The organism is Isoptericola jiangsuensis (assembly GCF_002563715.1).
GTDB classification, from domain to species: domain Bacteria; phylum Actinomycetota; class Actinomycetes; order Actinomycetales; family Cellulomonadaceae; genus Isoptericola; species Isoptericola jiangsuensis.
This window is the reverse complement of the sequence record NZ_PDJJ01000001.1, coordinates 1,442,918-1,462,378: the sequence shown is the minus strand read 5'-3', so window position 1 is coordinate 1,462,378 and position 19,461 is coordinate 1,442,918. Positions and strand designations below refer to the sequence as shown.

Here is a 19,461-nt window from a genome sequence, read left to right as displayed (position 1 = left end):
CCACCGTCCTCGTCGTCGAGTCCTGCGTGCGCCCCCGCAGGTGCATCATGCCTCGAAACCGGGCAGCATGTGGGAGCGTGTCCACCACGCAGCGCCGCGGGACCGCCAGACCCGCCTCCGCCCCTCGGGTGACGATCACCGACGTCGCCCGGGCCGCCGGGGTCTCGATCGCCGTCGTGTCGTACGCCCTCAACGACCGTCCGGGCGTCTCCGACAGCACCCGCCGCCACGTCCTGCGCGTGGCCGACGACCTCGGCTGGCGTCCGAACGCCGCAGCCCGGTCGATGCGCTCCGCCGTCGCGGCCAGCGTGGGGCTGCAGACCCTCGACCCGGGCCGGTGCACCCTCAGCCGGTCCGTCGCCCTGGAGCTGGCCGGCGGCCTGCGCCCTCGTCTCGGCGCCACGGCCCTGGCCGTGGAGGTCGTCGCCGACCGCACGGCCGGCGCCGCCGCGCTCGAGGCGGCGTGGACGGAGCGGCGGCACGCGGCGTTCGTCCTGCACGACCTGCTGCTCGACGACCCGCGGATGCGGGCGGCGGCCCGGGTGGGGGCCCCGGTCGTGGCGGTCACGCCGCCCGGGGTCGGCACCGCCGGGGTCACCGCGCCGGTGTGGTTCGCCGGGCAGGCCGAGGCGGCCGTGGGGCGCTACCTCACCGACCTCGGGCACCGCCGGTTCGCCCTGGTCGTCGAGGACGCCCGCACCGACGTGGCGCGCGCCCTGCACGAGGGGATCCTCGACGCGACCACCGGGCGGCACGCGACGGTGGAGGTGGTGGAGGTGTCGGGCGCCCCGGAGGCCGGCGCGGCGGCGGCACGGCTCCTGGCCCGCGACGACCGGCCGACCGCGCTCGTGACGGACGGGGACGTCAGCGCGCTGGCGGTGCTGGGGTCCGCGCGGCACCGGGGGTTCCGGGTGCCGTGGGAGGTGTCGGTCGTGGCCGGGTCGGACGCGGAGACGTGCCGTCTCGTGGAGCCGCAGCTCACGGCCGTGTCGCGCCCGTGGCGGTCGTTGGCCCCCGTGGTGGACGCCGCCCTGGACCGGGTGCGGGGCGTCGGTGAGGACGGCCGGGACCCCGGGCCGACGCCGCCGACCGCCCGCCTCGTGATCCGCGGGACGACGGCGCCGCCCCCGTCCTCCGGAGGCGCCTAAACGTTTCAGGGGCTGCGGTGGGAGCGCAACCAGGGGACGTTGGGGGGCGTCGGGCGACGAGGCCCGACGCACGGGCAGCGCCGCCCGTGCCCCCGAAGCACCTGGAGGATCCCGTGCGATCACGATCCCGTCGCCCCCGCGACCGGGCGGCCGTCCGGCCGCTGGCCGTCGCCGCGACGCTCGCCCTGGCCGCCGCGCCGGTCTGCGTCGCCGCGTCGTCGGCGTCCGCCGCCGAGCGGGTCGACAACCCGTTCGTCGGCGCCGACCAGTACGTCAACTCCTACTGGACCGCCAACGTCGCCGAGGCCGCCGCCGAGGCCGGCGGCGACCTCGGCGCCAAGATGCTCACCCTCACCGACACCCCCACGTCCGTCTGGATGGACCGCACCAGCGCCATCGAGGGCAACGCCGACGGCCCCGGCCTGCGCTACCACCTCGACGCCGCGCTCGAGCAGCAGCAGGGCGACACCCCGATGGTGTTCAACCTGGTCATCTACAACCTGCCCGGCCGCGACTGCTACGCGCTGGCGTCCAACGGCCTGCTGCCCGCGACCGCCGCCGGCCTGGCCGAGTACGAGTCGGAGTACATCGACCCGATCGCCGACATGCTGGCCGAGCAGCAGTACGAGAACCTGCGGGTCGTCGCCACGATCGAGCCGGACTCGCTGCCGAACCTCGTGACCAACATGCACGAGCCCAAGTGCCAGCAGTCCGACCCGTACTACCGCGCGGGCGTCGCCTACGCTCTCGACCGCCTCTACGAGGCCGGGAACGTCTACTCCTACATCGACGCCGCCCACTCCGGCTGGCTCGGCTGGGACTCCAACGCCGGCCCGGCGGTGAACGTCTTCAAGGACGTCGTGACCAGCACCGAGCACGGGTACGCCACCGTGGCCGGGTTCGTCACCAACACCGCGAACTCCACCCCGCTGCACGAGCCGTTCCTCGAGGACACCACGTTCGGCTCCGGCGGCGGCACCCAGGTGCGCCAGGCCGAGTTCTACGAGTGGAACCGTGACTTCGACGAGCTCGACTGGACCGAGCACCTCTACTCGCTGGCCACCGCGGCGGGATTCCCGTCGAGCATCGGCATGCTCGTCGACACGTCCCGCAACGGCTGGGGCGGGCCGGACCGCCCGACGGCGGCGTCGACGTCCACGGACCTCAACACGTACGTGAACGCGTCCCGCGTCGACCGCCGCACCCACCGTGGCGCGTGGTGCAACCCGGACGGCGCCGGCCTCGGCGAGCGTCCCACCGTCGCCCCGACGGACAACGCCGCCTCCCACCTCGACGCCTACGTGTGGGTGAAGCCGCCGGGCGAGTCCGACGGCGGGTCGACCGACATCCCGAACGACCAGGGCAAGGGCTTCGACCGGATGTGCGACCCCACGTTCAACTCGCCCAAGCTCGCGGGCAAGCTGACCGGGGCCAAGGCTGGCGCCCCGCTGGCGGGCCAGTGGTTCCAGGAGCAGTTCGAGATGCTCGTGGCCAACGCCTACCCCGCGATCGACGGCGACGGCGGCACCCCCGACCCCGACACCCAGGCGCCGACCGCCCCGACCGGTCTGACCTCGACCGCGAAGACGTCGACGTCGGTGTCCCTCGGCTGGGGCGCCGCGTCGGACGACACCGGCGTCACCGGCTACACGGTGCGCGCCGGCGGTGCGGTGGTCGCGACGAGCGCCACCACGTCGGTGACGGTCACCGGTCTCTCCCCGGCGACCGCCTACCAGTTCACGGTGACCGCCCGCGACGCGGCGGGCAACGTGTCGCCGGCGTCCGCGCCGCTGACGGTGACGACCTCGGCGGGCAGCGGCGGCGGTGACACCCAGGCGCCGTCGGTCCCGACGGGCCTGGCGGCCGGCACGGTCACCACGTCCTCGGTGGCGCTGACCTGGAACGCCTCGACCGACGACGTGGGCGTCACGGGCTACCGCGTGCTGCGCGGCGGCCAGGTCGTCGCGACCGTCACGGGCACCTCGGCGACGGTCACCGGCCTCACGGCCGACACCGCGTACTCGTTCCAGGTCGTGGCCGTCGACGCGGCAGGCAACGCCTCGGCGGCGTCCGCCGCACTGTCGGCGACCACCGCGAAGGAGCCGACCACCCCCGCCGGCGCCTGCACCGTGACCTACACGGCGAACTCGTGGAACACCGGGTTCACCGGGTCCATCACCCTGAAGAACGACTCGGCCTCGACCGTCGACGGGTGGGAGCTGGTGTTCGCCTTCGCCGACGGCCAGGCCATCACCCAGGGTTGGTCCGCCGAGTACGCGCAGTCCGGTCCGACGGTGACCGTCACACCCGCCGCGTGGAGCTCGTCCATCCCGGCCGGCGGCTCGGTGTCGTTCGGGTTCAACGGATCGCACTCCGGCACGAACACCGAGCCGACCGCGTTCACCCTCGACGGCACCGCCTGCACCGTGGCGTGACCCGCTCGCGGGGACCCGCCCGGCCTCCCGGTCGGGTCCCCGCAGCACCCCGAGGGCTCTGCGGCCCTCCCCCACGACCCCCGCGGCCGGGACGGCTGAGTCCCGGCCGCGGGCTCCATCTCGTTCGGAGGACATCATGCGAGAGCGTTTCGACAACGATTTCTCACCCCGCCGCCGCAGGACCCGGACGGTCGCCGCCCTGGTCACGACGGCACTCGCCACGGCCGCCGGGGCAGCCGTCGTCGGCGCCGCCCTGGCGCCCGCCCAGGCCGCCGAGCCCGTGTTCGAGCCCTGGCGCGACGCGGCCGACGACCACGGGGTCACGATGGGCTTCGCGCTCAGCCCGGGCCACCTGTCGAACCCCGGCTACCGGGCGATCGCCGAGCGCGAGTTCGACCTCGTCGTCGCCGAGAACGCCATGAAGTGGGACGCCACCGAGCCCACCCGCGGCACCTTCTCGTTCGGCCAGGCCGACCAGGTCGCCGCGTTCGCGGCGGCGAACGACGCCGACCTCTACGGCCACACCCTCGTCTGGCACTCGCAGCTCCCCGGCTGGGCGCAGAACCTCACCGACCCCGCCGACCTGCGCGCCGCGATGTACGACCACATCGACGCCGTCGCAGGCCGGTACACCGGGCAGGTCGTCGCGTGGGACGTCGTCAACGAGCTCTGGAACGACGACGGCACCCGCCGGCAGAGCGTGTTCCAGCGGGTGCTCGGCGACGGCTACGTCGCGGACGCCCTGCGACGCGCTCGCCAGGCCGACCCCACCGCGAAGCTGTGCCTGAACGACTACAACACCGACGGGATCAACGCGAAGTCGACGGCGATGTACGACCTCGTCGTGAGCCTCCGGGCGCAGGGCGTGCCGATCGACTGCGTGGGCTTCCAGTCGCACCTGATCGTCGGCCAGGTGCCGAGCACCTACCGGCAGAACCTCCAGCGCTTCTCCGACCTCGGGGTCGACGTCCGCGTCACCGAGCTCGACCTCCGCACGAACGTCCCGGCGTCCGCGGCCACGCTCGCGCAGCAGGCGACCGACTACCGCACGGTCGTCGAGGCCTGCCTGGCGGTGGCGCGCTGCGACGGCGTCACCGTCTGGGGCGTCGACGACGGCCACTCCTGGGTGCCGAACGTGTTCGGCGGACAGGGCGCCGCACTGCCCTGGGACGCGCAGTACCAGGCCAAGCCCGCCTACACGGCGGTCGCGCAGGCGCTCGGCGCCGCGGTCGAGGGGTCGCCGTCGCCGAGCCCGACGCCGTCCACGAGCCCGTCGCCGGACCCGTCGCCCGACCCCACCGGGGAGCCGGGCGCGACGTCGTGCGCCGTGACGTGGGGGGTCAGCGCCTGGAACACCGGGTACACCGGGACGGTGACGATCCGGAACACCGGGACGACGGCGTGGACGTCCTGGACGCTGCGCGCGTCGCTCGCGCCGGGGCAGTCGCTGCAGCAGGGCTGGTCGGCGCAGTGGACGCAGTCCGGCTCGGTCCTCACCGCGACGAACGCGGCCTGGAACGGGTCCGTGCCACCGGGCGGGTCGGTCCAGGTCGGGTACAACGCCGGGCATGCCGGGGACGCGTCCGCACCCACCGCCACCAGTGTGAACGCCACCATCTGCGGGTGACACGAGCCGGGACCGGTGGCCGCGACCCGCGGCCACCGGTTCACCCTCCGAAGACGCTCAAATGAGCACGCCCTGGGAGCCGTCGTGGTGAATCCTGAGCCCATGACACAGCTCATCGCGGGGCACGGCTCGACGCCGCCCCGAGGCGACGACGCCTCCGGCACCACCACCTCCCGACGGCGCGCCCGTCGCTCCGGCACGGCCTCCCGCCGCGCCACCACGACCCTCGCCGCGAGCACCGCCGCCGCCCTGCTCGCGACCACGCTGGTCGCCGCGGCACCGGCGGCCACCGCGGCACCGGCCGCCACCGCACCCCTCGCCGCGGCCCCCGCCGCGGACTGCGCGGTCCCCTTCCCCGTCTCCGAGGTCACCCGCGGCGCGGCGGTCACCGGTCTCACCGTGTCCCAGGGCACCACGCCGCAGGAGTTCACCGGCGAGATCCTCGGCGTCGTCTCCGACGGCATCGCGCCCGGACTGGACCTCGTCGTGGCGGAGCTGTCCTCCCCCGCCATCGACAAGGCGGGCGGCATCTGGCAGGGCATGTCCGGCTCCCCCGTCTACGCCGAGGACGGCCGCCTCATCGGCGCCGTCGCCTACGGCCTGGCGTACGGCAGCTCCCCGGTGGCGGGCATCACCCCGTACGCGGACATGCAGCGCTACCTCGGGGGCGCCGGCGCCGCGGCCGCCCCCGCCAAGGTCGAGGTCGGCACCACGATGGCGAACCGCATCGCCGCCGAGACCGACGCCACCCGGTCGCAGGCCGCCCAGGGCCTGCGACCGCTGCCGATGCCCGTCGGCGTCGGGGGCATCAGCGTGTCCCGGGCCACGAAGTCCGCCAAGGAGCGCGGGACCACCGTCGTCAACGCCGACTCGTACCGCATCGGGCGCGCCACCGGCAGCGCCACGAGCGACGTCGACTCCGTCGTGGCGGGCGGCAACGTCGCGGCCGTGCTGTCCCAGGGCGACATCACGCTCGCGGGCGTCGGCACCGTGACGTCCGTCTGCGGCAACCGCATGGTCGCGTTCGGCCACCCGATGAACTGGTCCGGCCCGGCCCGCATGGGTCTGGCCGCGGCGGACGCCGTCTACGTCCAGGAGGACCCGCTCGGCGTGCCGTTCAAGGTGGCCAACGTCGGGGCGCTCGGCGGCACCATCACCGACGACCGCCTCGCCGGCATCGCAGGCACGTTCGGGGCCGCGCCGCCCGCGGCGACCGTCACGTCCAAGGTCAGCTACCACGGGTCGTCCCGGACGGGCACGACCAAGGTCCTCAACAAGGCGGTCCTGGGCGACGTCACGTTCTTCGGGGCCAACGCCAACCACGACCGGGTCGCGGACGGCTGGATCCGCGGCTCGCAGACGCAGACCTGGACCATCAAGGGCACCTACGCCGGCGAGCCGTACACCCTGCGCTACGCCGACAGGTACCGCTCGACGTTCGACATCGGCTGGGAGGGCGTCTACGACGTCGCACTGACCGTCCAGGCACTGTCGACGGCCCCGCGGACCACGGTCACCTCCGTCGTGCACGACGTGCGCACCAGCGACGACATGCGCACCTTCCGGGTCGCGAAGATCGAGCAGCGGGTCAAGGGCCGGTGGGTCGACGTCACCGGCAAGCGGGCCAAGGTCAAGGGCGGCAAGGAGCTCAAGCTGAAGGTCACCCTGGCGGGCTCGGACGGCACCACGCGCACGTTCCGCCACGACACGAAGGTCCCGAAGCGCTACCGGGGGGAGACCGGCTACGTCTCGGTCGTCGGCGGCAACGTCTACGCCGAGGAGTTCTTCTGGCTGCGCTCGTCGTTCCCGGCGGTCAAGGAGGCGCTGCGCACCAACCAGGGCAACGACGAGGTGCGCCTGAGCCTGCAGATCGGCTCGGGCCGCACGGCGCTCGAGCGCACCCGGACCACCGACCCGCTGCCGCGGGTGGTCGGTGGCCAGAAGTCGGTGCGGATCAAGGTCACGCGCTGACCTGAGCCGGGGCGCCGGGTCGGCCTAAACGATTCGGCGCCCCGGCCTCCCTGGTCGCGTCGAAGCGCTTCACCTACGGTGGCTCGCGGGCACGGTGCCGTGCCCGCGGGCCACCGTCGTGCGTGTGCGCCCCGCCGTCCGCACGAGGGAGTGAGAACGGATGAGACTTCGACCGACCGTCGCCGCGCTGGCGACGACCGGGCTCGTCGCCGCGGGGGTGGGCGTCGCCGTCGCCCAGACCCCCGCCGCGCCGCTCGGGACCGCCACCGGAACCGCCGCGGCCGACTACACCTGGGGCAACGTGGAGATCGTCGGGGGCGGGTTCGTCCCCGGCATCGTCTACAACGAGGGCGAGCAGGATCTCGTCTACGCCCGCACCGACATCGGCGGCGCCTACCGCCTCGACCCCACGACGCAGCGCTGGGTCCCCCTGCTCGACCACGTCGGCTGGGACGACTGGAGCCACTCCGGCGTCCTGTCCCTGGCCACCGACCCCGTCGACCCGGACAACGTCTACGTCATGGTCGGCACCTACACGAACTCGTGGGACCCGAACGACGGCGCGGTGCTGCGCTCCCGGGACCGCGGCGAGACGTGGCAGCGCACCGACCTGCCGTTCCAGGTCGGCGGGAACATGCCGGGCCGTGGCATGGGCGAGCGCCTCATGATCGACCCGCACGACAACCGGGTCCTCTACCTGGGCTCCGAGGGCGGGCACGGCCTGTGGCGCTCCACCGACTCCGGCGTCACCTGGTCGCAGGTGACGAGCTTCCCCAACGCCGGGAACTACGTCGTCGACCCGAGCGACCCCGACGGGTACAGCGGCTCCAACCAGGGGGTCCTCTGGACCGTGTTCGACGAGGCCTCCGGCACCGCGGGCTCCCCCACCCCGACGATCTACGTCGGTGTGGCGGACAAGGAGAACAACGTCTACAGGTCGACCGACGCCGGGGCGACCTGGCAGCGCGTGGCGGGACAGCCCACCGGGTTCGTGCCGCACAAGGCCGAGCTCGCCGACGGGCAGCTCTACGTCGCGACGTCCTCCACCGGCGGCCCCTACGACGGCGACCTCGGGGAGGTGTGGCGCCTCGACACGGCCTCGGGCACCTGGACCGACATCTCCCCCGTGCCGTCCGACAGCACCGACGCCTACTTCGGCTACTCGGGCCTGGCGGTGGACCGGCAGGACCCGGACACGCTCGTCGTGACCTCCCAGATGTCGTGGTGGCCGGACAACCAGGTCTACCGCTCCACGGACCGCGGCGAGACCTGGGCGCCGATCTGGGAGTGGGCCGGCTACCCGGCGCGCACCAAGCACTACGACCTCGACGTCTCCGGCGCGCCGTGGCTGGACTTCGGCAGCGCGGGGACCGCCCCCGAGGACAGCCCGAAGCTCGGCTGGATGATGGAGTCGTTCGAGATCGACCCGTTCGACTCCGACCGCTTCCTGTACGGCACCGGCGCGACCGTCTACGGCGGCGACAACCTCACCGACTGGGACACCGGGGGCACCGTCGACATCTCCGTCCGCGCGCAGGGCATCGAGGAGACCGCGATCCAGGACCTCGTCGCCCCACCCGGCGACGTCGAGCTCGTCTCCGGGATGTACGACATCGGCGGCTTCGTGCACCACGACATCACGCAGGTGCCGTCACGGTTCGCCTACACCCAGCCGTACCACTCGGGCGTACTGAGCCTCGACGTCGCCTGGAAGAAGCCCGCCACGATGGTGCGGGTCGGCACCGGCGGCGACCAGTACCTCGGCGTCTCCACGTCGGGCGGCGACGCGTGGTGGGCGGCGCAGCAGCCGGCCGGCGTCACCGGGCCGGGGAACGTCGCGCTGTCCGCCGACGGCGCCACCCTCGTGTGGAGCCCCGACGGCACCGGCGTGCTCCGCTCCACCACCCTCGGGTCGACGTGGAACGCGTCGACGGGCGTCCCGGCCGGGGCCACCGTGCGCGCCGACAAGGAGGACCCGCAGACCTTCTACGCGTTCGCCGACGGGACGTTCTACACCTCCCGCGACGGCGGTGCGTCGTTCACCGCGTCCGCCGCGACCGGGCTGCCCGCCGCCGGGCGGCACCACGTCGAGACCGTGCCCGGCAAGGCCGGGAACGTGTGGGTCGCCGGCGGCGAGACCGACGGCGTCTACGGCATGTGGCGCTCCACCGACTTCGGCGCCACGTTCACCCCGGTGGCGGGCGTCCAGGAGGGCGACACCGTCGGCTTCGGCCGGGCCGCGGCGGGCCACGACCACCCGGCCGTCTACACGTCGTCGAAGATCGACGGCGTGCGGGGCATCTTCCGCTCCGACGACGCCGGCGCCACGTGGGTGCGGATCAACGACGACGCCCACCAGTTCGCGTGGACCGGTGCCGTCATCACCGGCGACCCGGACGTCTACGGCCGCGTCTACGTGGGGACGAACGGCCGTGGCGTCGTCGTCGGACAGTTCGGCGGCACCGAACCGACGCCGGGGCCGACGCCGTCGACGACCCCGAGCGCGACACCCGACCCGTCGACCTCGCCCAGCCCGTCGGTCAGCCCGACCCCGACGCCGAGCCCGTCGACGTCGCCCACCCCGCCGACCACCGGCACCTGCGCCGCGACGTACCAGGTCGTCGGGCAGTGGCCCGGCGGGTTCCAGGGCGAGGCGACGGTGCGGAACACCGGCACGTCGCCGCTGACGTCGTGGACGCTCGCCTGGACGTTCACCGGCGGTGAGACCCTGGTCCAGGGGTGGGGCGGCACGCTGTCGCAGTCCGGCGCCACCGTGACGGCCACCGCGCCGGCCTGGAGCACGGACCTCGCCCCCGGCCGGTCCGCGACGGTCGGGTTCATCGGTTCCGGCACGCCCGGCCCGGTGACGGAGCTGACCTCGAACGGCAGCGCCTGCACGACGTCCTGACACGCTCCCGGGACCACCGACGGCGCAGGCACCCTCCCGCCTGCGCCGTCGGCGTGCGCCCGGGAGAACGGTGGCAGGACCCGAGCGGACGAGCCGTCAATCGCCGGCCCGGGCGGGAAGGCGGCGAGCCGCGTCGAGCCGACGAAGCTCCTCGCTCGGGAAGGGCTCCCGTCGGCCGTCGAATCGGAACCGCAGGCAGAAGTCCCCCATGGCCGCGGCGAGCGGGGCGTCACGCGCGACCAGTGCAGCCACTGCCGCGGGTACACCCTCGGGCGTCACCCCGGCAGCCCAGGACCGCACGAGCTCTCGACGTTCGTCCGCCCCGCACCCGAGCAGGGCGACGACGAGCCAGTTCACCAGGGTCCAGGCGGTGTAGCAGCGGTCGTAGCCGCCGTGCGAGGACACGAACTCCGCCTCGGCCGGGTCGAGCGCGAACCGGTCGGAGACCGCCAGCCCGTAGTCGGCGACGTAGAGGCGTCGGCCGTCGGTCAGGACGTTCCAGAAGTGACAGTCGAGGTGCAGCAGGCCGCGGCCGTTCATGAACGCGACGACGTCCCGCAGCCCGGAGTCCACCATCGCGCACGCCCGTTCGACGGCCTCGTCGCCGGCCCGGACCTGGGCCCCCAACCAGTCGTGCAGGGTCTGCGGTAGGTGCTCCAGGAACAGGACGACGCTCGCGGTGGCGTCCCGGACCGCCTCGATGCGACGGCGGATCGCGGTGTCGCCGCCCCAGTAGTCGACCGCGCGATCGACGTCCGCCAGCTCCACAGGGAGCGGCAGGCCATCGTCCGGGAGCACCCGCCAGTGGTAGGTCAGCGGGAAACCGTCGTGCTCCCCCGTGAGCACCCACTCCGTCGTCATGAGGTGGACGGACAGCTCCCGCCACGCGCCGAAGCCCGGGCCGCCGATGGTGCCGAGACCGAGATGGCTGAAGAGCGGCAGGCCGAAGAGGTTGGCGGACGACCGACGGTGCTCGGGCCGCCGCTCGAGATCGGTGAGCCGCAGCCGTTTGACGAAGACCGGCACGCCATCGACCTGCACACGGAGCGTCTGCCCACCGATCCCTGCGCCCACCGGGACGGCGCCGTCGAGGAGCGACCGGAGTGCGTCCTCGCCCATGCCTCCCAGCGCCGCGGACGCCGAGCGGTAGGCGGCCACCCTGCGTGCGTGATGCGCGTCGGTGCTCGTCACCGCCTCCTCGCTCGGGCCGTCAACGGTGTGCCGACCAGGCAGGCAGCACGACGGGGCGCGCACATGCTCTCACGCGCCGACCGGAGGGACGCCCATCCGATCGGGACGTGGAGCCGGCACGCCTAACCGTTTCAGCCGGGCCGCCCTCCTTGCCGGGTGGCGCCAAGGTTCCGACCATGAGGGTCGACGTGCGTCGATGAGGACGCCGCCGGACCCGAGAGGCAGCGATGCACCGACGACCCCTGGCAGGCCCGGCCCGGCGGGCCGCCGCCCTGGCCACCACCTGCGCCCTCCTGGCGGCGGGGACCTCCGCCGTCGCCCCGGCCGCGACGGCGGCCGCCGACCCGAACTACGCGGAGGCCCTCCAGAAGTCGCTGTTCTTCTACGACGCGCAGCGCTCCGGGGACCTGCCGGACGACTTCCGCGTGACGTGGCGCGGGGACTCCGGGCTCGACGACGGTGCCGACGTCGGGCTGGACCTCACGGGCGGCTGGTACGACGCCGGCGACCACGTGAAGTTCGGGCTGCCGATGGCGTTCACGACGACGATGCTCGCCTGGGGCGCGATCGCCAGCCCGGACGGCTACACGTCGTCGGGCCAGCAGGACGAGCTGCTCGACTCGCTGCGCTGGGTCAACGACTACTTCATCAAGGCGCACCCGGAGCCGGACGTGCTGTACGCGCAGGTGGGCGACGGCGCGGCCGACCACCAGTGGTGGGGCCCGGCCGAGGCGATGCAGATGGCCCGCCCGGCGTACAAGGTGGACGCGTCCTGCCCGGGCAGCGACGTGGCGGCCGAGACCGCGGCGGCGATGGCGTCGTCGTCGATCGTGTTCGCGGACTCCGACCCCGCGTACGCCGCCGAGCTCGTGCGGCACGCGGAGCAGCTCTACACGTTCGCCGACACCTACCGCGGGAAGTACTCCGACTGCGTCCCGGCGGGCAGCTTCTACAACTCCTGGTCGGGCTACCAGGACGAGCTCGTGTGGGGCGCCTACTGGCTGTACGAGGCCACGGGCGACGCCGCCTACCTCGCCAAGGCCGAGGCGGAGTACCCGAAGCTGTCGACGGAGAACCAGTCGACCACCCGCTCGTACCGCTGGACGGTCGCGTGGGACGACAAGTCGTACGGCACCTACGCGCTGCTCGCCCAGGCCACGGGCAAGCAGACCTACGTCGACGACGCGAACCGCTGGCTCGACTACTGGACCGACGGCTACCAGGGCGACCGGGTGCGGTACTCCCCCGGCGGCCAGGCGTTCCTCGACACGTGGGGGTCGCTGCGGTACGCCGCGAACACGGCGTTCGTCGCACTGACCTACGGCGACTGGCTGGCCGATCGCGGGGACACCGTCCGCGCGCAGCGGTACCACGACTTCGGCGAGCGGCAGATCGACTACGCGCTCGGCGACAACCCGCGCGGCGCGTCGTACGTCGTGGGGTACGGCGCCAACCCGCCGCGCAACCCGCACCACCGCACCGCGCACGGGTCGTGGCTCGACTCCCTGGCCGAGCCCGCCGCCACCCGGCACGTCCTGTACGGCGCGCTCGTCGGCGGACCCGGCGCGGCCGACGACACCTACACCGACTCCCGCACCGACTACGTGTCCAACGAGGTCGCCACCGACTACAACGCCGGGTTCACGTCCGCGCTGGCGCACCTCACCGCGGAGCACGGCGGCTCCCCGCCGGCCGCCTTCCCCCCGGTCGAGACGCCCGACCAGGACGAGTTCTTCGTCGAGTCAAGGCTCAACCAGCCGAGCACCCGGTTCACGGAGGTCAAGGCGATCCTGCGCAACCGCTCCGCGTTCCCGGCGCGTGTGCTCGACGACGTCCGGATCCGGTACTGGTTCACCCTCGACGAGGGCGCCGACCCGGCGACCCTCACCGCGCGGACGAACTACTCCGAGTGCCCCGGGGCCACCACCACCGTCGGGCACGACGGCGGTGACCGGTACCACGTCGAGGTCGACTGCGGCGACTCGGTCGTCTACCCCGGCGGGCAGTCGCAGCACCGCCGCGAGATCCAGTTCCGCGTCACCGCGGACGTGTGGGACCCGTCGGACGACTGGTCGTACGCGGGCATCTCCACCGGGGAGGCGCTGACGAAGAACACCGGGATCACCCTGTACGAGGGCGACGAGCTGCTCTGGGGTACCGAGCCCGACGACGGCCCCGCGCCGACCCCCACGCCGACGCCGAGCCCGGACCCGAGCACGTCGCCGGACCCGACGCCCTCGCCGAGCCCGACCCCCACCCCGTCCACGAGCCCCGGCCCGTCACCGAGCCCGACGGCCTCCCCGACGCCGCCGGCCGGGGCGGCGTGCACCGCGCGGGCGAGCGTCGCCGGGCAGTGGCCGGGCGGGTTCCAGGGCGGGGTCACCGTGACCAACGGCGGGTCGGCGCCGGTGACCGGCTGGACCCTGGAGGTCGTCCTCACCGGCGGCGAGACCCTGACCCAGGCGTGGGGCGGCGGCACCTGGTCGCAGGCCGGGGACACCGCCCGGTTCGAGGCACCCGCCTGGGCACGCGACCTCGCCGTGGGCGGCACGGCCACCGTCGGGTACATCGCCTCCGGGGCGCCGCAGCCCGTCGGCGCGGTGCGCCTGAACGGGACCGCCTGCACGCTGCCCTGACCCGGCACCGCAGTGGCCCGGCACCCCCGCGGAGGTGCCGGGCCACGCTGCCGTCCGGCCGGGTCAGCGGCGGCGACGGAACTCGATCGGCTCCCCCACGAACTCCGTGAACACGGCACGCTCGTCGTCGCTCAGCCGGCGGGGCCGCCCGGTCGCGGCGTCGATGAGGACGATGGTCGTCACGGCGCGCGTGTACGGCGTCGCACCGGACGCCGGACCCACCCGCGGCGACCCCGCCGGAGCGCCGTCGTGCACCTCGTAGCAGACCTCCAGGGACGCCCCGCCGAGCGACCCGATCCACATCTCGACCCGCACCGGGTCCCGGGAGAACCCCAGCGGACGCAGGTACTCGATCTGCTGGCCGGCGACCAGCGTGTGGCTCGTCGCGTGCGGGCCGGTGTCGAGGATCGCCGTCGGCCACGGGTCCTCCGCCTCCGGGTGCCGCCAGAACGCCGTGATGCGGGCGTCCTCCAGGAGCCGGAACATCTCGACGTTGTTGACGTGCTGGTAGGCGTCGAGGTCCGACCAGCGCAAGGAGACGGGCACGTGCAGGCGACTCATGCCCGCATCGTCGCACGCCGTGGCGCTCGGCTCAGGCCGCGGCCGTCCGGGCGGCCGTCCGGCAGGTGGTGAGCGCGTCGAGCTCCTCGGCGACGGGGGTGCGGACCTGCTCGACGGCGACCCCGACGACGGACTCGCGCAGGCGGCGACGCACCCGAGCGGCGCGACGCCGGGCCCCGACCGCCCCGAGCAGGCGGCCGAGCAGCGCGAGGAGCAGTCCGGCGACGACGCCGCCGACGGCGAGGACCGTCGGCCACGGGAGGTCCAGGGTCCCCCCGCCCCAGCGCGTGAGGTCGACGGTCAGGTCGGGCACGATCAGCGGCGGAAGCTGGAAGTACGCCAGGAGCGCGTCGACGCCCAGCCACGCCAGGCCCACGACGGCGGTCGCGAGCAGCAGCCACTGCAGGACGCCGACGACCCGCCACCAGAACGGGCGGCGCTCCTCCTCCAGGCGGGTCGACGCGACGGCCTGGTCCAGGGCGTCGGGTAGCCGCTCCGTGGCGTCCGTGGCCCGGTCCCGGGCGGCCAGCACCCACGCGTCCGGCGCGCCGGCGGTCACCTCGTCGACGTAGGTCCGCACGGCCGTCGCGGTGGCGGCACGCACGCTGGGACGGGACTGCGGCAGGGACGTGTGCTGGAGGTCGGGGCGGTCCACCGGCACCCGCACCTCGTCACGGCGCAGCCCGAGGCGACGCAGCGGGTCCTTGCGGAACCGGGCGAGCCAGCGGGTGACCGGCCAGCCCGTGGCGAGGTGCGCGTCACGGGCGGCGGACGAGCGGACCGCGCCCACGACGGTGGTGACACCCGCGGCGTCCTCCAGGGCGTCCACGAGGGCGCCCTGGGCGCGGTCGGCGGCCCGGGCCGGGGGCGCGTCCCCGCACGCGGCGACGACGTCGCGCGCGACGGCGCGGGTGTCCGCGGCGAGCCGGGCCGTGGCGGCCTCACGCCGCCGCGCCGCGTCGGCCAGCAGGCCGCGCAGCCGGTCCGTGCCCTCGCCCGTGCGGGCCGAGACGGCGACCAAGGTCGCGCCGGGCAGACCGTCCGCCGTGACGAGCCGCTTCAGGTCCGCCAGCACGGCGTCCTTCTCGGCCGGGGTGAGCCGGTCGGCCTGGTTGAGGGCGACCACCACGACGTCGCTGCGCCCCGCCAAGGGCCGCAGGTACCGCTCGTGCAGCGCGGCGTCCGCGTACTTCTGCGGGTCCACGACCCACACCAGGAGGTCGGCACGCTCCACCAGCCGTTCCGCGCGCACCCGGTGCTCCACGACGACGGAGTCGTGGTCGGGCAGGTCGAGCAGCACCAGGCCGGTGGTGATGCCGGCGGGTGTGCGGGTGCGGCGCAGCAGCCCGGCGGCGGCCGGTTCCGTCGCGGTGGGCTCCATCTCGTGCCGGCGCGGCACGTCCAGCCAGTCGAGGAGGTCGTCGGCGCCCTCGCCCCACACGGCCGCCAGCGCGTGCGACGTCGTCGGGCGCCGGACGCCCGGCTCGGCGAGGTCGGTACCCGCGACGGCGTTGAGCACGCTCGACTTGCCGGAACCGGTGGCCCCGGCGAGCGCGGCCACCGTGTGCTCGGCGCTCAGGCCGCCCCGCTGCCGCGCGCGTTCCACGACGGCGCGCGCCGTGGTGACGAGGTCGGGGTCGAGGCGGCCCTCCCCCGCGGTGACGGCCTGCTCGAGGGCGGTCGTGCGCGTGGCCAGGTCCGGCTTCATGCGTCCTCCCCGCGGCGCCGACGCCGCCAGAACGGTGCCCGTCGGGGGCGGTCGTCGTCGGTCGTGCCGGTCGAGGTACCGGCTGCGGCGCCCGTGCCCGCGGTCGAACCGGGGACGCGTGGCACGCCGCCGGGGCTGGTCGGCGGCCGGAACGTCCCGGCGCCGCGCAGCAGGCCGCCGCTCCACGGCCGGGTGAGCCCGTCGTCGGTACGAGGGCGAGCGGCCCGCTCGTCGCGGGCGGCGGCCGCGACCGTCGCCGCGGCGTCCCGCAGGCGCTCGCCACGCACGTCGTCGGTGCCGAGGGCGTCGAGCTGGGCGGTGTACCGCGCCGCCTGCCCGTGGAGCACGGCGTCGACGCGGGCGGTGAGACGCTCCTTGGCCTCCGCGGCGAGGCGCCGCACGGCGTCGTCGCCGAACACGGCCTCCAGCAGCTTCTGCGCGGCGACGGCGGTGCCGCCGGCGATCCCCACCTCCAGCCCGGTGAGGCCCGCGGTCGAGGCGAACACGACGATCATGAGGCTGACACCGAGCGCGTTCAGCCCGAACGACAGGGCCCGCGCGGTGCCGCGCCGGGACTCCCCCTGCTCGCGCACCAGGGCGAGGACGTCGCCCTGCCAGGCGCGGATCGCCCCGGCGACCTCGGGCCGCAGGTTCGGGGCGGTGCGGGACAGCTCCAGGCCGTCGAGCAGCGACGCCCCGGCGGGGTCGCCGCGCCAGTCGGCGTACGTGCGCTCGGCGGCCTGCTCGGCGGCGTCGAGCACCACGGACTCCAGGCCGTGCGCGATGGCCTGCTCGACCTGCGGCGCCTCCTTCGGCTTGCCCCGGAAGAACCGCCCGACGGCGTCGCGCACCTTGCCGACACCGGCCTCCAGCGCGCGGAAGAACTCACCCGTCCCGACGAAGTCCTGCCAGCGGGCCAGCACCTCGCCGCGCAGCAGCGCGCCGTCCGACGTCGCGGCCTCCACCTGGCGCAACGCCTCCGCGTGATGCCGCTCGACCGCGTCGCGCAGGCGGACGTCCGCGGCCCGCTGCGCGTCGGCGGCGTCCGCGAGCGCGCCGGCCCGGCGGACCAGGTCGTCGATCACGCCGTCGCGGGTCGCCGCGATGACACGCGCCCGCGACTCCGGGTCGCCACCCAGCCCGGACAGCCACGTCGCGAGCTCCCCGACGGCGGACTCGGGCAGCAGGCCGTCGACCATGCCCTCCCCCGCGGTCTCGGGCACGACGAACAGCGCCGCGTCGCGCAGGCCGTGCTCGGTCATCAGCCGGCGCAGGTCGACGGCGACCTCCTCGACCCCCGGGTCGACCCGGTCCAGGACGAGCGCCACCTGGGCGCGGCGCCCCGCAGCGGTCGTGAGCAGGTCCCACGGGACGGCGTCGGCGTAGCGGGCCGCGGTGGTGACGAACAGCCACAGGTCCGCCGCGCCGAGGAGCTGCGCGGCGAGGTCGCGGTTCGCCTCCTCCACGGAGTCGACGTCCGGGGCGTCCAGCAGGGCGAGGCCCTGCGGCAGGCTGCCGCTCGCCACGAGCCGCAGCGCGCGGGCGGACCCGGCGGCCGGCGCCTCGGTGTGCGACTCGACCCGGGCGAGGCCGGGCAGGACGCGGTCGCCAGAGAACCAGCGCGCGTCGAGCGGATGGTGCACCAGCACGGGTGAGCGCGTCGTGGGTCGCAGCACCCCGGGCGTGGTCACCTGCTCGCCGAGCAGCGAGTTGACGAGGGTCGACTTCCCGGCGCCCGTGGACCCGCCCACCACGACGAGCAGCGGCGCCCGCTCGGCCCGCAGCCGCGGCAGCAGGTAGTCGTCCAGCTGGTCGGTGGCGCGGGCCAGGTCGGTACGCGCGGCGTGCACGCCCGGGACGTCGAGGGGCAGCCGCAGCGCGCCGCAGCGGGCGCGCAGCGTGTCGAGGGCATCGAGCAGCGCGGCCGTCCCGACGTCGGGGGTCAACGCCGAGTTCGCGGACACCGACGCGCCGGGGTCCGCGGTCGGGCCGACGGGGTCGTCCTGCGGTCCGGTCTCGGTCATGTGCCCAGTCTGCACACATCGGACGTTCGGTGCGGGTACCCGCCCGGGTCGTGTGTCGCCGCCCCGGCGCCGCGCCGCGCCGTGGCGGGGAGTGGTGCGGTCCGATCGGTCATCGGACCGCACCTCTCCTACCCCCAGCACCGGGCCGACGGCGTGCCGTCACGTGCCGAGGCGCCGACGCAGCCACGCGAGGCCCGCCTCACCCTGGGCCCGCTGGAAGGCGCGCACGTGCGGGATCCCCGGCGGGTCCGGCTCCAGCGACATCGCGACGAAGTAGCCGGTGAGCGCCACCAGCACGGCCGTCACCGCGTCGTCGTCCGTGCCCGCGGGCAGCGGGTGCCGCGCCAGCACGTCCTCCGGGGTGGGCCCACCCTCGGCCTGGACGGCAGGCAGCATCGCGACCAGGTCGAAGAACGCCGCGCCCCGGCTGACATAGGGCCAGTCGACGGCGACAGCGTGCAGGTAGTGCTCCGGCCCGACGAGCAGCGCGTTGTCGGCCCGCAGGTCACCGTGCACGAGGGCGCGGCCGCGTGCGGCGTCCGCCGCATGTTCCTCACGGGCAGCGAGGTCGTCGAGGTGCTCGACGAACCAGGGGTCATAGGTGTCCAGCCCCTGCGGACGGGCGTCCGAGAGGGCGGCCGTGCAGGTGTGCGGGAGCTCGTCGGCCAGCTCGGGCAGCACCCCGGGCGCGACCTCGACCCCACCGATCCGGCGCGCCAGGCCGGCGACCGCGTCCAGCTCGGGGCCGACCAGCGGTGTCGCCGGTGCCCGCCCGGCCACGGCGTCGAACGCGACGACGACCCACGCCCCGTCGGAACCGCTCGCACGCCCGTCGTCGGCGGGGACGTCGTCGGCGGGGACGTCGTCGGCGGGGACGTCGAGCACCCAGCGCGCCCGGGGCGCGGGCACGCCGTCGGGCAGCAGCCGCGACCGCTCGACCTCCTGGCGGTACACCCGTGCCGAGAACTCCTCCGAGACGGGCACGGCCTTGACGAACACCGGGCCGCCCGTCGTCGTCAGGGTGGACGCGAGCCCGGGCGAATACCCGCCGTCGTGGCTGCTCGCGGAGCGCACCGTCGCGCCGAGGCGTTCCTCGACGGCGGCGCGGACGGCGGGCGGAAGCTCGGACCAGGTGGGACGTCGGCGCACGGCACGACCCTGACGCCGCGACCCGCGGTGTGGCAACCCCTTTGCGGTAGCTGCCGCGCTGACTCGCGGGGATCTGCGCTGACTCGCGGCAGTCCGCGCTGAC

The 19,461-nt window shown here is 74.8% G+C and carries 11 protein-coding genes; 6 read left to right on the top strand and 5 right to left on the bottom strand.

Annotated features, from left to right (window positions below; genetic code table 11):
• The first annotated feature begins 77 nt into the window (after positions 1-77).
• From ATJ88_RS06585 to ATJ88_RS19005, 5 genes are all read left to right on the top strand, one after another.
• Positions 78-1,148: a LacI family DNA-binding transcriptional regulator gene (locus ATJ88_RS06585; protein WP_211287472.1), complete on the top strand. Its 1,071-nt coding sequence runs from the start codon at positions 78-80 to the stop codon at positions 1,146-1,148.
• 113 nt (positions 1,149-1,261) lie between these two features.
• On the top strand, positions 1,262-3,583 hold the full coding sequence (locus ATJ88_RS06580) for a glycoside hydrolase family 6 protein (protein ID WP_098465168.1): 2,322 nt from the start codon (positions 1,262-1,264) through the stop codon (positions 3,581-3,583).
• Positions 3,584-3,719: 136 nt separating this feature from the next.
• On the top strand, positions 3,720-5,210 hold the full coding sequence (locus ATJ88_RS06575) for a glycoside hydrolase family 10 protein (RefSeq protein WP_098463133.1): 1,491 nt from the start codon (positions 3,720-3,722) through the stop codon (positions 5,208-5,210).
• A gap of 102 nt (positions 5,211-5,312) precedes the next feature.
• Positions 5,313-7,181 carry a SpoIVB peptidase S55 domain-containing protein gene (locus ATJ88_RS06570; RefSeq protein WP_098463132.1) on the top strand — a complete coding sequence of 623 codons (1,869 nt, stop codon included), beginning with the start codon at positions 5,313-5,315 and terminating at the stop codon, positions 7,179-7,181.
• Positions 7,182-7,341: 160 nt separating this feature from the next.
• A complete protein-coding gene (locus tag ATJ88_RS19005; protein ID WP_098463131.1) occupies positions 7,342-10,089 on the top strand; it encodes a cellulose binding domain-containing protein in 2,748 nt (915 codons plus the stop codon).
• Positions 10,090-10,185: 96 nt separating this feature from the next.
• Here ATJ88_RS19005 and ATJ88_RS06560 read toward each other — a convergent pair whose 3' ends face one another.
• Positions 10,186-11,280 (bottom strand): hypothetical protein, encoded by a 1,095-nt coding sequence (locus ATJ88_RS06560; protein ID WP_098463130.1) that lies wholly within the window; start codon positions 11,278-11,280, stop codon positions 10,186-10,188.
• Positions 11,281-11,507: 227 nt separating this feature from the next.
• Between ATJ88_RS06560 and ATJ88_RS06555 the strand changes: the two genes are divergently transcribed.
• A complete protein-coding gene (locus ATJ88_RS06555) occupies positions 11,508-13,916 on the top strand; it encodes a glycoside hydrolase family 9 protein (protein WP_098463129.1) in 2,409 nt (802 codons plus the stop codon).
• A 63-nt stretch (positions 13,917-13,979) separates the two neighbouring features.
• On the opposite strand, the gene ATJ88_RS06550 is transcribed toward ATJ88_RS06555, so the two are convergent.
• From ATJ88_RS06550 to ATJ88_RS06535, 4 genes are all read right to left on the bottom strand, one after another.
• Positions 13,980-14,477, bottom strand: a complete 498-nt coding sequence (locus ATJ88_RS06550; RefSeq protein ID WP_098463128.1) for an acyl-CoA thioesterase — start codon at positions 14,475-14,477, stop codon at positions 13,980-13,982.
• Between the two features lie 31 nt (positions 14,478-14,508).
• Positions 14,509-16,185, bottom strand: coding sequence for a GTPase (locus tag ATJ88_RS06545; RefSeq protein ID WP_098463127.1), 1,677 nt, complete (start codon positions 16,183-16,185; stop codon positions 14,509-14,511).
• Positions 16,182-18,209, bottom strand: coding sequence for a dynamin family protein (locus tag ATJ88_RS06540; RefSeq protein WP_098463126.1), 2,028 nt, complete (start codon positions 18,207-18,209; stop codon positions 16,182-16,184). Before ATJ88_RS06540 ends, ATJ88_RS06545 begins: the two co-directional genes overlap by 4 nt.
• A 159-nt stretch (positions 18,210-18,368) precedes the next feature.
• On the bottom strand, positions 18,369-19,358 hold the full coding sequence (locus tag ATJ88_RS06535; protein WP_098463125.1) for a phosphotransferase family protein: 990 nt from the start codon (positions 19,356-19,358) through the stop codon (positions 18,369-18,371).
• Between the last annotated feature and the right edge of the window lie 103 nt (positions 19,359-19,461).

Excerpts from the sequence above, each read along its gene's own strand:
- ATJ88_RS06575 (WP_098463133.1), top strand. The coding sequence starts at position 3,720 with ATGCGAGAGCGTTTCGACAACGATTTCTCACCCCGCCGCCGCAGGACC.
- ATJ88_RS06570 (WP_098463132.1), top strand. The coding sequence starts at position 5,313 with ATGACACAGCTCATCGCGGGGCACGGCTCGACGCCGCCCCGAGGCGAC.
- ATJ88_RS19005 (WP_098463131.1), top strand. The coding sequence starts at position 7,342 with ATGAGACTTCGACCGACCGTCGCCGCGCTGGCGACGACCGGGCTCGTC.
- ATJ88_RS06555 (WP_098463129.1), top strand. The coding sequence starts at position 11,508 with ATGCACCGACGACCCCTGGCAGGCCCGGCCCGGCGGGCCGCCGCCCTG.
- ATJ88_RS06550 (WP_098463128.1), bottom strand. The coding sequence starts at position 14,477 with ATGAGTCGCCTGCACGTGCCCGTCTCCTTGCGCTGGTCGGACCTCGAC.
- ATJ88_RS06545 (WP_098463127.1), bottom strand. The coding sequence starts at position 16,185 with ATGAAGCCGGACCTGGCCACGCGCACGACCGCCCTCGAGCAGGCCGTC.
- ATJ88_RS06540 (WP_098463126.1), bottom strand. The coding sequence starts at position 18,209 with ATGACCGAGACCGGACCGCAGGACGACCCCGTCGGCCCGACCGCGGAC.